5 protein-coding genes, 2 tRNA genes and 3 rRNA genes are annotated in these 16722 nt (G+C 44.7%); 4 read left to right on the plus strand and 6 right to left on the minus strand.

The genetic code is table 11. The annotated features are described in order from the left end of the window. Positions 1-244: 244 nt before the first annotated feature. From rrf to ACQZ43_RS00465, 6 genes are all read right to left on the minus strand, one after another. A 5S ribosomal RNA gene (gene rrf, locus ACQZ43_RS00440) occupies positions 245-354 on the minus strand. A gap of 115 nt (positions 355-469) precedes the next feature. Then, positions 470-3354: ribosomal RNA gene (locus ACQZ43_RS00445) — 23S ribosomal RNA — on the minus strand. 129 nt (positions 3355-3483) lie between these two features. Then, positions 3484-3557 (minus strand) — tRNA-Ala (locus ACQZ43_RS00450). Positions 3558-3741: 184 nt separating this feature from the next. After that, positions 3742-3815 (minus strand) — tRNA-Ile (locus ACQZ43_RS00455). A 68-nt stretch (positions 3816-3883) separates the two neighbouring features. Beyond that, positions 3884-5401 (minus strand): 16S ribosomal RNA (locus tag ACQZ43_RS00460). Together the 16S, 23S and 5S rRNA genes with 2 tRNA genes alongside form the textbook arrangement of a ribosomal RNA operon. 1214 nt (positions 5402-6615) lie before the next feature. Further along, on the minus strand, positions 6616-7851 hold the full coding sequence (locus tag ACQZ43_RS00465; RefSeq protein WP_430615556.1) for an ABC transporter permease: 1236 nt from the start codon (positions 7849-7851) through the stop codon (positions 6616-6618). A gap of 7 nt (positions 7852-7858) precedes the next feature. Here ACQZ43_RS00465 and ACQZ43_RS00470 point away from each other — a divergent pair, with 7 nt between their 5' ends. The 4 genes from ACQZ43_RS00470 (at position 7859) to ACQZ43_RS00485 (ending at position 16704) form a co-directional block, all read left to right on the plus strand. Then, positions 7859-9091 (plus strand): exo-beta-N-acetylmuramidase NamZ family protein, encoded by a 1233-nt coding sequence (locus tag ACQZ43_RS00470; RefSeq protein ID WP_430613848.1) that lies wholly within the window; start codon positions 7859-7861, stop codon positions 9089-9091. 27 nt (positions 9092-9118) lie between these two features. Continuing rightward, on the plus strand, positions 9119-10672 hold the full coding sequence (locus ACQZ43_RS00475) for a histidine kinase (protein WP_430613849.1): 1554 nt from the start codon (positions 9119-9121) through the stop codon (positions 10670-10672). A 104-nt stretch (positions 10673-10776) separates the two neighbouring features. Further along, positions 10777-13362, plus strand: a complete 2586-nt coding sequence (locus ACQZ43_RS00480; RefSeq protein ID WP_430613851.1) for a zinc-dependent metalloprotease — start codon at positions 10777-10779, stop codon at positions 13360-13362. A gap of 6 nt (positions 13363-13368) precedes the next feature. Then, positions 13369-16704: a SusC/RagA family TonB-linked outer membrane protein gene (locus ACQZ43_RS00485; protein WP_430613852.1), complete on the plus strand. Its 3336-nt coding sequence runs from the start codon at positions 13369-13371 to the stop codon at positions 16702-16704. The last annotated feature ends 18 nt before the right edge of the window (positions 16705-16722 follow it).

The raw sequence follows: 16722 nt of genomic DNA on the forward strand, positions 1-16722 counted from the left end.
TTTAATTAGTGCATTTTTTATTCAGAGACTGAGTTCGATTATGCAAATATCGAATAAGGAAAAGCTGATTCGCTTATTTGCCGATGCGCGGATGCGCCTTGGTTTGTAGAAAGTATTTAATTACTACATTTTTAATCCGGAAGAGAACTCCTTTACGCAACCTGGCAAATCATCGAATCAACAAATCATCGAATCTGCATAAAACAAAAAACCCCTAGTCTGTGAAGACTAGGGGTTCTTAAAAAAAAGGCGACGACATACTCTCCCACATAAATGCAGTACCATCTGCGCTAACGGGCTTAACTGCTCTGTTCGAAATGGGAAGAGGTGAGCCCCGCTGCAATAACCACCTTAAATCGGTTGTTATCCAAGGGTTTGGAATAACGAATATCGTAACATACGAAGATATTTAAATACGTGTATTGTATAAGTAGAAAGTCATCCTGTCCCGTTTAAAAAACGGGACAGTACACATAAGCTTACGGGTTATTAGTACTACTCGACTATGACATTACTGCCTTTACATCTATAGCCTATCAACGTGGTCATCTCCCACGACCCTTTAAAGAAATCTCATCTTGTGGTGGGTTTCGCGCTTATATGCTTTCAGCGCTTATCCCTGCCAAACGTAGCTACTCTGCGATGCCCCTGGCGAGACAACAGATACACTAGAGGTTTGTCCAAATCGGTCCTCTCGTACTAGAATCAGATCCACTCAAATTTCTAACGCCCGCAGTAGATAGAGACCGAACTGTCTCACGACGTTCTGAACCCAGCTCGCGTGCCACTTTAATGGGCGAACAGCCCAACCCTTGGGACCTTCTCCAGCCCCAGGATGTGACGAGCCGACATCGAGGTGCCAAACCCCCCCGTCGATATGAGCTCTTGGGGGAGATCAGCCTGTTATCCCCGGCGTACCTTTTATCCTTTGAGCGATGGCCCTTCCATGCGGAACCACCGGATCACTATGCTCTACTTTCGTACCTGGTCGACTTGTTAGTCTCTCAGTCAAGCTCCCTTATACCATTGCACTCTACGCACGGTTACCAAGCGTGCTGAGGGAACCTTTAGAAGCCTCCGTTACTCTTTTGGAGGCGACCACCCCAGTCAAACTACCCACCAAGCAATGTCCTCCATTATATGGAGTTAGATCTCAAATAAGCAAAGGGTGGTATTTCAACAATGACTCCACAACGCCTAGCGACGCCACTTCACAGTCTCCCACCTATCCTACACATCACTTATCCAAGAACAATACTAAGCTATAGTAAAGGTGCACAGGGTCTTTTCGTCCCACTGCGGGTAATCGGCATCTTCACCGATACTACAATTTCACCGAGCTCATGGCTGAGACAGCGTCCAGATCGTTACACCATTCGTGCAGGTCGGAACTTACCCGACAAGGAATTTCGCTACCTTAGGACCGTTATAGTTACGGCCGCCGTTTACTGGGGCTTCAATTCAATGCTTCTGATTGCTCATAACATCTCCTCTTAACCTTCCAGCACCGGGCAGGTGTCAGGCCCTATACTTCATCTTACGATTTTGCAGAGCCCTGTGTTTTTGATAAACAGTCGCCTGGACCTCTTCACTGCGGCCAGCTTGCGCTGGCGACCTTTCTCCCGAAGTTACAGGTCTATTTTGCCTAGTTCCTTAGCCATGAATCTCTCGAGCACCTTAGGATTCTCTCCCCAACTACCTGTGTCGGTTTACGGTACGGGTACTTATAATCTATGTTTAGAAGGTTTTCTTGGAAGCCCTTAGGCACACTATCTACTTGTCCGTAGACTCGCAGTACTATCGATCTTTGCCATTCCAAACGCATTTTACTATCTGGAATATAGCTACAATCTTCAACGAACTATTCCGTCAGTTCGCGGTGCTTTCATCACTCCGTCACTCCATCACAATTATAAGTAGTACGGGAATATTAACCCGTTGGCCATCGACGTCCCCCTTCGGGTTTGCCTTAGGACCCGACTAACCCACAGCTGATTAGCATAGCTGTGGAAACCTTAGTTTTTCGGTGTGCGGGTTTCTCGCCCGCATTATCGTTACTTATGCCTACATTTTCTTTTCTAATTAGTCCAGCAAGTCTCACAACTCACCTTCAACCCCATTAGAATGCTCCCCTACCACTTACAAACCCTTGTCTGTAAATCCATAGCTTCGGTAGTATACTTATGCCCGATTATTATCCATGCTCGTCCGCTCGACTAGTGAGCTGTTACGCACTCTTTAAATGAATGGCTGCTTCCAAGCCAACATCCTAGCTGTCTGGGCAGACAAACCGCGTTTTTTCAACTTAGTATACATTTGGGGACCTTAGCTGATGGTCTGGGTTCTTTCCCTCTCGGACATGGACCTTAGCACCCATGCCCTCACTGTTAGTGAACATTATATAGCATTCGGAGTTTGTCAGGAATTGGTAGGTGGTGAAACCCCCGCATCCAATCAGTAGCTCTACCTCTATATAACTTTATAACTAACGCTGCACCTAAATGCATTTCGGGGAGTACGAGCTATTTCCGAGTTTGATTGGCCTTTCACCCCTACCCACAGGTCATCCGAAGACTTTTCAACGTCAACCGGTTCGGTCCTCCATTTAGTGTTACCTAAACTTCAACCTGCCCATGGGTAGATCACACGGTTTCGCGTCTACCACTACTGACTAAAGCGCCCTATTCAGACTCGCTTTCGCTACGGATCCATGGCTTAACCACTTATCCTTGCCAGCAACGGTAACTCGTAGGCTCATTATGCAAAAGGCACGCCGTCACCCCACTTAAGGGCTCCGACCGCTTGTAGGCGTATGGTTTCAGGATCTATTTCACTCCGTTATTCACGGTTCTTTTCACCTTTCCCTCACGGTACTGGTTCACTATCGGTCTCTCAGGAGTATTTAGCCTTAGCGGATGGTCCCGCCAGTTTCAATCAGGGTTTCACGTGCCCCGACCTACTCAGGATACCACTATTCTTATCTTCCATTACTTATACGGGACTGTCACCCTCTATGGTCAAGCTTTCCAACTTGTTCTAATTCTGTCCGCAAGAAACATCGTGGTCCTACAACCCCAATATTGCCGTAACAACATTGGTTTGGGCTGTTCCGCGTTCGCTCGCCACTACTTACGGAATCACTTTTGTTTTCTTCTCCTCCGCCTACTTAGATGTTTCAGTTCAGCGGGTTTGCCTCCTATCGGATACTATGTCTTCAACATAGTGGGTTGCCCCATTCGGATATCTACGGATCAATTCGTGTGTGCCGATCCCCGTAGCTTTTCGCAGCTTATCACGTCCTTCTTCGCCTCTGAGAGCCTAGGCATCCCCCATACGCCCTTATTTTGCTTATGTGCTTGTGTAATCGATCGAAATCAATTACGTGCTTTCTATTATTTTTATTGTATTTAAATATCTCAATATGTCAATGAACGTGTGGCGAGTCGCCACAGACAATTATTTCTGTGTGACTTTATGCCGTAGTGGAGAATATCGGAGTCGAACCGATGACCTCCTGCGTGCAAGGCAGGCGCTCTAGCCAGCTGAGCTAATCCCCCAATGAATTTAGAAGGTAGTCTTCCAAACGTAGTCGGGCTAGTCAACCTCTAAAATTTCCTTTCAATAAAAGTGTATTTTTCCTAGCTATTAGCCAAAAATGCCCGCGTCTGACGTTGTTCTTTGCCGTTTTGTTTGCGCAAAATGCAGACAAAATAGTCAAAAGTTTACCTCAGGCGTAGCCTGTAGTCCCGGGCAGACTCGAACTGCCGACCCCTACATTATCAGTGTAGTACTCTAACCAGCTGAGCTACGAGACTCTGTACTTTTATTGTGTATTATTTGAATTGAACAGCGAGAGCAAGATAAAATTAGTGCGTATCTCTAGAAAGGAGGTGTTCCAGCCGCACCTTCCGGTACGGCTACCTTGTTACGACTTAGCCCTAGTTACCAGTTTTACCCTAGGCAGCTCCTTGCGGTCACCGACTTCAGGTACCCCCAGCTTCCATGGCTTGACGGGCGGTGTGTACAAGGCCCGGGAACGTATTCACCGGATCATGGCTGATATCCGATTACTAGCGATTCCAGCTTCACGGAGTCGAGTTGCAGACTCCGATCCGAACTGTGACCGGTTTTGTAGATTCGCTCCTGGTCGCCCAGTGGCTGCTCTCTGTACCGGCCATTGTAGCACGTGTGTAGCCCAGGACGTAAGGGCCGTGATGATTTGACGTCATCCCCACCTTCCTCTCAGTTTGCACTGGCAGTCTCGTTAGAGTTCCCGGCATGACCCGCTGGCAACTAACGATAGGGGTTGCGCTCGTTATAGGACTTAACCTGACACCTCACGGCACGAGCTGACGACAACCATGCAGCACCTTGTAAATTGTCTTGCGAAAGTAATGTTTCCAAAACGGTCAATCTACATTTAAGCCCTGGTAAGGTTCCTCGCGTATCATCGAATTAAACCACATGCTCCACCGCTTGTGCGGGCCCCCGTCAATTCCTTTGAGTTTCATTCTTGCGAACGTACTCCCCAGGTGGGATACTTATCACTTTCGCTTAGCCACTCAGTCTTGCGACCGAACAGCTAGTATCCATCGTTTACGGCGTGGACTACCAGGGTATCTAATCCTGTTCGCTACCCACGCTTTCGTTCATCAGCGTCAATCAATTGATAGTAACCTGCCTTCGCAATTGGTATTCCATGTAATATCTAAGCATTTCACCGCTACACTACATATTCTAGTTACTTCCCAATAATTCAAGTCCGACAGTATCAATGGCCATTTCCTAGTTAAGCTAGGAGATTTCACCACTGACTTATCAAACCGCCTACGAACCCTTTAAACCCAATGATTCCGGATAACGCTTGGATCCTCCGTATTACCGCGGCTGCTGGCACGGAGTTAGCCGATCCTTATTCCTACAGTACCTTCAAATACCCTCACGAGGGTAGGTTTATTCCTGTATAAAAGCAGTTTACAATCCATAGGACCGTCTTCCTGCACGCGGCATGGCTGGTTCAGAGTTGCCTCCATTGACCAATATTCCTCACTGCTGCCTCCCGTAGGAGTCTGGTCCGTGTCTCAGTACCAGTGTGGGGGATCTCCCTCTCAGGACCCCTACCCATCATTGCCTTGGTATGCCGTTACCATACCAACTAGCTAATGGGACGCATGCTCATCTTTTACCGATAAATCTTTAGTTGTCAAATGATGCCATCCAACAACACTATAAGGCATTAATCCAAATTTCTCTGGGCTATTCCTTTGTAAAAGGTAGATTGCATACGCGTTACGCACCCGTGCGCCGGTCTCAAGGAAGCAAGCTCCCTATACCCCTCGACTTGCATGTGTTAAGCCTGCCGCTAGCGTTCATCCTGAGCCAGGATCAAACTCTTCATCGTATTTTTTTAATATATTTAGATAGTTTGCGCTAATTCTTGAAATCTTGCGATTTCCTTACTCTCTCTTATTTGCTGTCAATTCAATATGTCTATGAACGTGTCTTCTTGTTTTCGCTTGTCTCTCAAAGCGGATGCAAAACTACAACTTCTTTTTTAACTGGCAAGCTTTTTATAGAAAAATAATTTTTCTTTTTTCTCGTCAATCGTTACTATCACTGGCCTCCCTTATTCGGCTCGTCGGATTTAAACCCCTACGACCCTCACAATCTCAACCCGGTAATCAAAGAACTTCTGCGGTAATGCGAGTGCAAAAGTAGGCCTTTTTATCGGCTTTCCTAATCTTTTGAAGTTTTTTTTAAGGGGTTTTTGCCGGGGATTTGTTAACTGCTTAGTTACCCTAACTTTACACGGTTTTTTTTTGCGGATTTGTTTATTCGTTGATTCGCGGATTCGAGAGTACCGTAGAATAGAAGATGGCTTGTTATAGTAAAGTGCGGATTCGAGGATTTGTTTATTCGCGGATTCGTTGATTCGAGAGTGGCGGAGAATAGAAGATAGCTTCTTATAGTAAAGGGCGGATTCGTTGATTCGCGGATTTGATGATTCGAGAGATTGCGTAAAGGAGTTCTTTTCCGGATTAAAAATGTAGCCCTTAATTACTTTCTGCAACCTCCGCTGGTGCCAGCGTCACGCTGGTACCCTCTTATATTGTAGGCGGATTCGAGGATTTGATGATTCGCTTATTCGCCGGGTTGCGTAAAGGAGTTCTTTTCCGAATAAAAAAAGCAGTTCTTAAATATTCTCTACTAACCAAGGCGCATCCGCGCATCCGCAAATAAGCGAATAGGCTTTTACCAGCAAGATGCTGGCGCGAGCGGCGTTTTCGCTAGGTAGTATAAAGGAGTTCTTTTCCGAATAAAAAATGTAGTCCTTAAATACTTTGCACAAACCGTGGCAAATTCGCGCATAGACAAATCAACGAATAGGCATTTATTCGCTAGGCACTATATAAGGAGTTCAATTTCCTGATTAAAATGTAGTCCTAAAATCCTTTGAACAAAACATGGCGAATTCGCGCATCGGCAAATGAACGAATCAGCACCTCGGCAAACCAAGGCGTATCCGCGCATCCGCAAATCAACGAATAGGCTCTTCGGCAAACCATGGCGAATTCGCGCATCCGCAAATCAACGAATAAGCGCCTAAGCGAATCACTAATCAAAGCGCATAGCGCTAACCGGGGAAATTTTAGTAATTAAATAGGAAGGAATCAACAACACCAGCAAGCAAATAACCACTACACCGCCATTTAACCAGAGCACATCGGTAAAGCGCAATAACACGGGGGCTTCCTTAACATAGTATAGGTTGGGATCCAGCTGAATGACACCAAAGTGCTGTTGTACCAACAGCATTCCAATTCCCAAAAGGTTACCCCAAAAAAGTCCTACAAAAATCAAGTAGGCCGCATTGTATAAAAAAATCTTGCGTATTGTCCAATTACTGGCTCCAAGGGCTTTTAAGACCCCAATCATTTGAGTGCGCTCCAAAATCAAAACCAATAGCGCTACAATCATATTAATAGAGGCGACCACCACCATAATAACAAGGATTACGGCTATATTAAAGTCGAACATCGCAATCCAATTGAAAATATTGCCATATTTTTCGACTATAGTGCGACTATTTAAAGTAGGTGGCAATTCTAAGTAAATAGCAGCACCCTTTTCTTCGATCTGATCAAAATCGTTTAGCACCACTTCAAAACCTCCGACTTCATCGGCACTCCATCGGTTTAAACGCTGTACCTGCCTTAAATCGCCGATGACAAAATTGGAATCAAACTCTTGAAGTCCGGAATTAAAAATCCCTACGATTTCAAATTTGCGCACATTGGGCAGTTTGTTTCCCGTTTCCTTTAAAAAATGTGTCGTGATTTTATCTCCCAGTTTTAGCTCCAATCGATTGGCAACGAGTTCCGATATCAATACCTCCTGACTCATAGCCTCTTCAAATTTGGGCAATCTTCCAAAAACCAAGTACTCTTCCAGCGCCTGCCAATTGTATTGTGCATCGACCCCCTTTAGAAAAATCCCTTCAAACGCATTTTCGGTTCGGATAATCCCCGCTTTAATCGCAAAGGGCTCTACTTTTTTGATGCCCGATATGTTTTTAAAATTGGGATAGAATTCCTGATTTAAAGACATGGGCTCCAAGGTGAGATCGGTTTCATTCGCATCGTAATTGGAAATAACGACATGTCCTGCAAAAGCTGAAATTTTATCTCTAATTTTGTATTTTAATCCCAAACCCGTCGCCACTGAAATCAGCATCATAATCAACCCCAATGCGATTGCTATAATGGCAATTTTAATTATTGGAGCGGATATACTACTTTTATAGTTTTTAGTGGTAATTAACCTTTTGGCAATAAAATATTCTAATTTCAAGATCTTTATGGTATCAAATTCAACGTTCAAAAATACAGTTTTATTCCTATTAGTACTATTTGTTTCCTGTGGAAATTCCACAAAAATAAGCAGAACTGCTAAACCAACACTAGCAGAAGCGGCGGCAACACCTACGCGTATAGAAGTTGGCGCGGAAAGAATAGCGCTTTATGGCCCCTTATTACAGGGCAAAAAAGTAGGCATACTAACCAATCAAACCGGTATAGTACCACAGTCTGCATCGGGTACATCCGAATCTACAGTAGATTTTTTGTTGAGAAACCAGGTCAACGTCATTAAGGTATACGCACCCGAACACGGCTTTAGGGGAACGGCAAGTGCAGGAGAACACGTCAAAGACAGCAAGGACAGCAAAACCAACCTCCCGATTATATCGCTTTACGGCTCGAGTAAAAAACCGAGCAAAGAACAGCTCAAAGACATTGAAGTCATGTTGTTTGACCTGCAAGATGTAGGCGCTCGATTTTATACCTATATCTCTTCGTTACACTATTTAATGGAGGCCTGTGCCGAAAACGGCATCCCGGTAATCATTCTAGATCGTCCCAACCCCAATGGATCGAGCATAGACGGTCCGGTTTTAGAGTTGGCGAACAAGAGTTTTATCGGCATGCACCCCATACCGGTATTGCACGGAATGACTATAGGCGAGTACGGACAAATGATCAACGGCGAAAAATGGCTCAACCAAGGCATTCAATGCAAATTAACGGTAATTCCCTGCAACAACTACAGTAGCGATATGCCTTATGATTTGCCTATAGCCCCCTCTCCCAACCTGCCGAATATGCAGTCGATCAGACTGTATGTGAGTCTGTGCTTTTTTGAGGGCACCAACGTCAGCTCGGGGCGAGGAACGGATTTACAGTTTCAAATCTACGGTTCACCCTTCCTCAAAAATATGCCCTTTTCCTTTACACCACAACCCAATGCGGCCTCTTCCGACCCAATGAACAAGGGCAAGCTCTGCTTTGGTGAAAACCTCAGTAAAGTTGAAGTGACCCGTCCTTTAGACCTGCAATGGCTCTTAAAAGCCTACAACCACAGCGACCAAAAAGATCGGTTTTTTATCGGCTTTTTCACTAAATTAGCCGGTACCACGACCTTGAAAACCCAAATTGAAAAGGGATGGACCGAAAACCAAATTCGCGAAACTTGGAAAACGGGTATAGAAAATTTTAAAAAAACCAGAGCGCCCTATTTGCTATACACCAAATAGGCTTACGCCACTTGATACCCCGTCGATATGTCCTTTTTTAAGTTTAAAAAACCCATAGAACGCCGTACCTTATTGCTGATCAGCTTTCCCATATTGCTGATTACCGTTATTGCCTTGCTTGTTTTAAGTGTTTTAATCACCCAAAACAGCGAGGACATCAATACAGATATTGCAAAAAAGACATTTTTTAAACGGAATAAGGCTTTAGAAAACGAATTTATCCGCATCGATCAGCATCAAAACTTGCTTCACGGTATTGCCTCCCGAAACAGTGGAAAGGCCTTGCGGGATAAGTTTGAAATTCTCAATGAGATCAGTCACAGCAATTTCCTGATCGACAGCAATTGGTTCGTCGATTTGGACACGGCACAGAACATAGTCGATTCGTATATGCGCAGCAGCGGCATAGAGTCTGAGGCTGCATTTCGCCAATGGCTGCTCGAGGCGCCGCCCCAAAACAACCGCGAAACCCTGATTGCAAGTCGCGACAGTTTGTATTGGATTATCTCCAACAGCATTCCGACGAGCAAGCACACCCGACGCGTTTATGGCTACACGATAAACCTACAAAAACTACACGAATACCTGGCAACTATAGATGCGAGTACGCCGAATTACGCGTATATTTTCGACAAAAACGGCATTTGTATCTTCCATCCGGAAATCGAAATGATCGGAAAAAACGTCTTTGAGCTGACCAACCTAAATCCGACCGACACCTTAATCGACAAAAACTTTCAGAATCCGCCTATCGTCATGTCCGAATTTCTGCATATCGATGTGATTCGCTTTGTCAACAGTTTTAAAACCAAGAATTTCGACGGTTATATCTGCGTCAATTTTCCCAAGATAAATTCCGATGAAATCGTAGCCGAGGTCAAAACCTATACCACCCTGATCTTTTTGACCACGGTTTTTTTAATCCTGTTTATCTTTTACCTCTTTGATCAGGCCAATCGCAAAGCGTATAAGGAAAAAGAGCTCTTGGCGGTCGAAAACGAAAAATTCAGCAAGGAAAAGGCATTGACACAATTGCAGCAACTCAAAAATCAAATCAATCCGCATTTCTTATTCAATTCCCTCAATTCGCTGTATATGCTTATCGCCATCGATAAAAAGAATGCGCAGACATTTACGTTAAACCTGTCCAAGATATACCGGTATCTGATCAATCCTCCCGCCGAAAACGCGGTTCCACTACAGGACGAAATCAACTTTATTCAGGAATACATCAGCCTGCAAAAGAGTCGTTTTTCCGAGGAATTAATCTTTAAAATAACCGGCGAATCCGAGGCCAATAGCGGTCTATACTTACCGTATTTAGCCTTGCAAATCACTATTGAAAACGCCTTAAAACACAATATCGCGACTTTGGAGCATCCCTTGTCTATACACATCCAGGTCCAAGAAGACCGCGTACTCGTAATCAACAACTTACAGAAGAAGACCTCCCCTTCCGAGAGTGAGCGCTTTGGACTTAAATACTTGCAAAAAATATACCAATTCTACGATTGCGACCGCTTTAAAATCGAAATCAAAAACGAGCATTTTATCTGTACACTGCCCTTGATTAAATGTTAAAAAAACCAGTCACTCCGTTATACGCCCCACTCACTCCTAAAAATTTTCGAGATTAAGCAAAGGACGCTAGTTTTAAGGCGTATTAACTTTAACTTAACATTGGAATGAGTAAAAACACGGTAAGACTAAAAATCAAAACGTTACTATTTTTACTGTTGGTTATGAATGTTACTGTCACTTTTGCACAGAAAAAAGACCCCAAAGCAAAAGAGGAAAAAGCAGCCAAAGATTCAACATCAACAAAGACGAAGAACTATAATGATTTAATAAAAAAAGGAAGCTATCGGAAGGGCATGTTTAATACCATCCAAGTTAAAACTGATGTCTATTTTGAAATTCCCGACAGTTTGCTCGACCGTCAATTTTTAATTGTCAACAAACTCTCTCAGGTGCCGTTGCAGGTCAATGAAGCGGGAATCAACAAAGGGATGAATTACGAAAACAAGGTCATCACCTTTCACAAAGACACCATCGCTAATAAGGTATGGGTCAAGACGAGTATCCCTCGGGTTTCCTCTCCTGCAGAAGACGCCATCACCCAATCGGTTCAGAACAATTTTGCCGAATCGATTATCGAAGTGTTCGACATCGAATCCAAAAACAACGATTCCACTGCCGTAGTTATTAAAGTCAACAAGGTTTTTGACGGCAATCAGAAGAGTTTTAACGATGTTTTGAGCAACTTGGGCTTGGGCGGTTCGGTAAAATCGAATCTATCCTATATAGAAAGCGTCAAAACCTTTCCCGAGAATATGGTAGTAAAATCGCAATTAACCACTACGGTTAATGAGGGTGGTACGGATTTAGCGGTAACTTTAGGCATCACCACCAACATCGTATTGTTGAGTAAAACGCCTATGCAAGCGCGATTTTCCGATCGAAGAATCGGTTATTTTACCGAAAAGCACTGGTATTTCAACGACCAGCAGCACGCTATGGAAGAAAAGGAGATCATCACCCGTTGGCGTATGGAACCCAAAGCCGAAGACATGGAAAAGTATCTCAAAGGAGAATTGGTAACGCCCAAAAAGCCGATTGTCTATTATATCGATCCGGCTACACCACCGCAATGGCGTCAGAAAATCATCGATGGCGTACACGATTGGCAAGTAGCCTTCGAGCAAGCGGGTTTTAAGGATGCAATTATCGCCAAAGAGCCCACAGCAACCGATGTCGATTTTGACATCGACGACGTGCGCTATTCGGTTATCACCTATGCCGCCTCGCCTAAAGCCAATGCGATGGGTCCTTCTGTAGTTGATCCCCGAAGCGGTGAAATCTTGGAAGCCGATATCATTTGGTGGCACAATGTGATGACTTCGTTGCACAGCTGGATGCGCATACAAACCGGTCCTATCGATCCCCAAGCGCGTGGCAATAAATTCAGCGATGAGCACATGGGTGAAGCCATTCGCTTTGTATCGTCGCATGAGGTCGGTCATACCTTCGGATTAAAACACAATATGGGGGCATCTTATGCCTTCCCAGTCGATTCGTTGCGATCGAAGAAATTTACAGAAAAAATGGGTGGTACAGCCCCGTCTATCATGGATTATGCCCGTTATAATTACGTGGCACAACCCGAAGATCAGATCACAGCTATTACGCCCAAAATCGGTGTTTACGACAAATACGCCATCGATTGGGGATACCGTTGGTACCCTACGGCAGCAGAGGAAAAAGCCGCATTGCGTCAGCTGTTGGTACAGCATCAAAACGACCCGCTGTACTTTTACGGGGAACAACAGAGTTTATCCAACACCATCGATCCGCGTTCCCAATCCGAAGATTTGGGCGATGATGCGGTTTTAGCCAGTGAATACGGGGTGAAAAACCTGCAAAGAGTCATTGAGAATCTAAGCAATTGGACGGCTCAAGACGGGGAATCGTATTACGAAACCGGCAAGCTCTACATCGGAACCATCGGCCAATGGCAGATGTACAACAAACACGTATTGGCCAATATCGGAGGGGTTTACCTAAACAACACGGTTTTTGGCGATGGCAAAAAAGCCTATCAAGCCGTACCGGTAGCCCTGCAAAAAAAGGCCACGAACTACCTGATGGATCAAGTGATTCACCTGCCCAACTGGTTGTTCTTTAACGAGGTTTTGGAAAAGACCTACCCGCTAAAGGATTCGCCAGTAGGTCCGTTTGAATACTCGCCCTACACCCTAGCCAGAGAATTGCAATACACCGTAATCTACGAATTGCTGATGGACGAGCGCCTATTGCGCATGACAGAAAACGAATTAATACAGACTCAATTGGGCAAAGACGACTTTTTTAGCGTCGTTGAGCTGCTCCAAACTATTAATGGAGAGGTTTTTGGTAGGACTAAACGAGGGAAATCACTTTCGATATTAGAGCGTATGACGCAAAAAAATTATGTGGATGCTTTGATAGTATCCACCAACAAGCTCTTCGAGAAAACGTCGAAAAAAACGATACAACTCGATCATACCCTGCGTATACCCGCGCTGTGTAACCATTTGGATAGCGATAATATGTTGCGAAACATCAATTACTCTTCTATGAAACGCGTTTCGGAAATCACGACCTATAAAAAGGCGGAGCTCGCTAAAATAGCCCAACTGGTTTCCAAAAAGAAAAACGCTGGAGATGCCGCCACTCGGGCGCATTACCGCGATTTGACCAGCAGAATTGAAGAGGCCCTAAATTACAATTAATCGACCATGAAAAAGATATCTTTATTATTTGCACTGCTGTTTTTTACCCTGACTTATGCTCAGGAGAAACGAGTGATTACAGGTTTGGTAGTCGACGCTACAGACAAACTCAGCTTGCCAGGAGCCTCGGTATACATAGAAACGCAGTCCGTTTCCAATACTACTGATCAAAAGGGCATCATACAAAGTACCAGTGTAGGTACGGTAACCGATGTGGATGGGAAATTCAGCCTTGAAGTACCTACCACCACCAAAGCGATACGCGTGAGCTATATGGGATATGAATCCCGATTGATTCCGCTAACTTCTAAAGTTCATTACTCCATAGGTCTTACTACCGACAGCAGTATGTTGAACGAAGTGATTGTTACGGGTTACCAAACCATCGAAAAGAGAAAATTGACCTCGGCCGTGAGCCAGGTCAGTATGGCCGACATTCAACAAGCCGGAGTGGCTAGTGTCGATCAATTGTTATCGGGCCAAGTTGCCGGAGTAGCGGTTTCCACAGCAAGTGGAGCACCGGGTGGGCCTGCTAAAATTAGAATACGCGGTACCGCATCGCTTTCCGGACCACAAGATCCGCTATGGGTAGTGGATGGTATGCCCTTAGAAGGCAACGACATTCCCGCTTTTAGCGACAAGGACAATATCGACCAATTGCAAAACTATTCCATCGCCGGATTAAATCCAGACGATATCTTGGACATCACCATACTTAAAGATGCGGCAGCTACTGCGATTTACGGAGCCAGAGCGGCCAATGGTGTTATTGCCATCACCACGAAAAGAGGTAAAAAAGGCGAGATGAAAGTCAATTTCACCGCCAATACCTTTATCACACAAAAGCCGAATTTCTCCAAGTTAAACCTGATGAATGCTTCGGAAAAAGTGGATTTGGAATTGATGTTGGCCGGTCGATCGGATTTGACCTATAGAACGGATAAAGGAGAAATCTCCCGAATCCTAAACGCCAGTGGCGAATTGGATTTATTTAGACAAAACGGTTTTGGTTCTTTGAGTCCGAACACCCAACAAAGCATCAATTCCCTGCGCAACAATCAAACCGATTGGGGCGATTTAATCTACCAAACCGCAATCAACAAGCAATACGGATTGAGTTTGTCCGGTGGTGGTGATCGGTCCGATTACTACTTTTCCCTGGGTTATTACAACGAAGAAGGCGCTACCGTAGGCACGGGTTTCGAGCGCTACAACCTCACCTTGAAAAACAACTTTCAGGTCAGCGATAAATTGCATGTGGGCGTGGCCTTATTCGGTACGCAGGTCAATAAAAAATCGTATGTAACCGATATCGACGCCGCTATTTCTCCCTCGAATTACTCGAGAAACGTCAATCCATACCTAACGCCCTATCAGGCAGACGGCAGTTATAATTACGACAAGGAAATCGATGGATACAGCGATACCTATATTCCCTATAATCTTTTTGAAGAGCGCGAAAACACCTCGTACGACTTAAAGAACAACGCGTTAAAAGCGATTTTAGACATCGATTATGCCGTGACGGACGATTTAAAACTATCGACCCAATTGGGGATACAACTCGACAATAACGACACCGAGAAATACACCGGTGCCGAGAGTTATTTCACGAGAAAAGAACGCGAGAAAACCCGTCGTTACAAAGACGGCGAATACTATTATTTCTTGCCCGAGGGGGGAATTATTCAAAATTGGAGGCAAGACTTTTTTCAATTCAACTGGAAGGCGCAATTGACCTACAACACCATTATCAACGATTTGCATGAAATCGATGTTATGGCTGGTAGTGAATTGAGAAAGACAGACAATAAACTCATAGTGACCAAAGGCTTTGGGTACGATCCCAAAACCCTAACGACCAAACCCATAATGTTTCCCAACGAAGAGATTTCTCGAGAAAAGGATTACGAGACCTTTAAGCGCACGCGTTTGGAAAACTCCTTTGCCTCGTTTTTTGCTACCGCTGCTTATACATACGACCGCAAATACACCGTATTCGGAAGTGTGCGTTACGACGGTTCCAACCTCTTTGGTGTCGATCCCAAATACAAATACCTGCCGTTGTGGTCGGCCTCGGCTTCTTGGTTGGTAAGCCAGGAAAAATTCATGGAAAACTTGCCTTTCATATCCAATTTAAGGATGAGAGCTTCCTATGGTTTACAGGGAAACATCGACAAAAACACCTCGCCATTTGTAGTGGGTGAATACCAATATGTTTCCATACTTCCCGGACATTCCGAATCCAACATACGCGTGATCAATCCGCCAAACAACAAGTTGAGATGGGAAAAGACCACCAATTCCAATTTTGGATTTGACTTGGGCATGTTCGGAAACCGAATTAATATAGCGGTGGATACTTACAACCGTAAAAGTACCGACTTGATCGGATTGAGAGCCCTACCCTTGGAAAACGGTTTTGAATTTACCAATATGAACTGGGCCCAGATATCCAATAAGGGATACGAGATTTCCATCTCGACCAAAAACATCGACCATGCCGACTTTAAGTGGAACACCACCTTTAATTTTGCGCACAACAAAAGCAATATCGACCGTGTGGAAGCTCAAAACTCCTCTTTCCTCCCATCGGGACAAGGCAATGCCATCAATGCGGTATACGGACTTAAAACAGCCGGTTTAGACGACGATGGCAACATCATGTTTTGGAAAGACGGCGAAAAAGTCAACGCGGTAGAATTCTTTCAGTTGTACGATCCGTATTCGGAAATTTTTCCGGGCGAGTTCTCCAAGACGAATTTAACCAATGAAGAGTTTAGAGGTTTATTTACGGTTTTGGGCGATAAGGATCCCAAATTTACCGGGGGTATTATCAACAACTTCGTCATCAAAAACTTTGACATAAATATTTCTGCGGCATTCAACCTCAAGCAGACCGTGGTTCGCAACCCACCGTATTCGAGCGCCGAAGTCGACAGAGGACAGAATTACACAACGGAAATCCTCCAAGCCTGGTCGCCGAGCAATCCGCAGGGAACGCTTCCGGCAATCAGCAGTCCGACATCGGGAACTGGAGATGCCTGGATGGCCCATCAGTGGTTTGGCGGAGCCGATCCGGCCAACACCTACAAATATTTAGATATTTGGGCTAAGGAAATCAGCTATATTCGAATCAGCAGTATCCGACTGGGCTATACCTTCCCCAAATCACTGACGGATGCACTAAAAATTCAGAATGCACGAATTAGTTTGGAAGGAAGAAACCTCTTGGTATTCGGTTCGGATTACTCGGGATATTTTGATCCTGAAACCTACGGTAGCATCTATGCGCAACCCATTTCCCGATCGTTTACCATCGGTGTCAATTTCACTTTTTAACCAGCAATTTCAAACATC

This window comes from Flavobacterium sp. JP2137 (assembly GCF_050562195.1).
Lineage (GTDB): Bacteria > Bacteroidota > Bacteroidia > Flavobacteriales > Flavobacteriaceae > Flavobacterium.

Coding starts and splice junctions, on each gene's coding strand:
- ACQZ43_RS00470 (WP_430613848.1), top strand. CDS start 7,859: ATGGTATCAAATTCAACGTTCAAAAATACAGTTTTATTCCTATTAGTA.
- ACQZ43_RS00475 (WP_430613849.1), top strand. CDS start 9,119: ATGTCCTTTTTTAAGTTTAAAAAACCCATAGAACGCCGTACCTTATTG.
- ACQZ43_RS00480 (WP_430613851.1), top strand. CDS start 10,777: ATGAGTAAAAACACGGTAAGACTAAAAATCAAAACGTTACTATTTTTA.
- ACQZ43_RS00485 (WP_430613852.1), top strand. CDS start 13,369: ATGAAAAAGATATCTTTATTATTTGCACTGCTGTTTTTTACCCTGACT.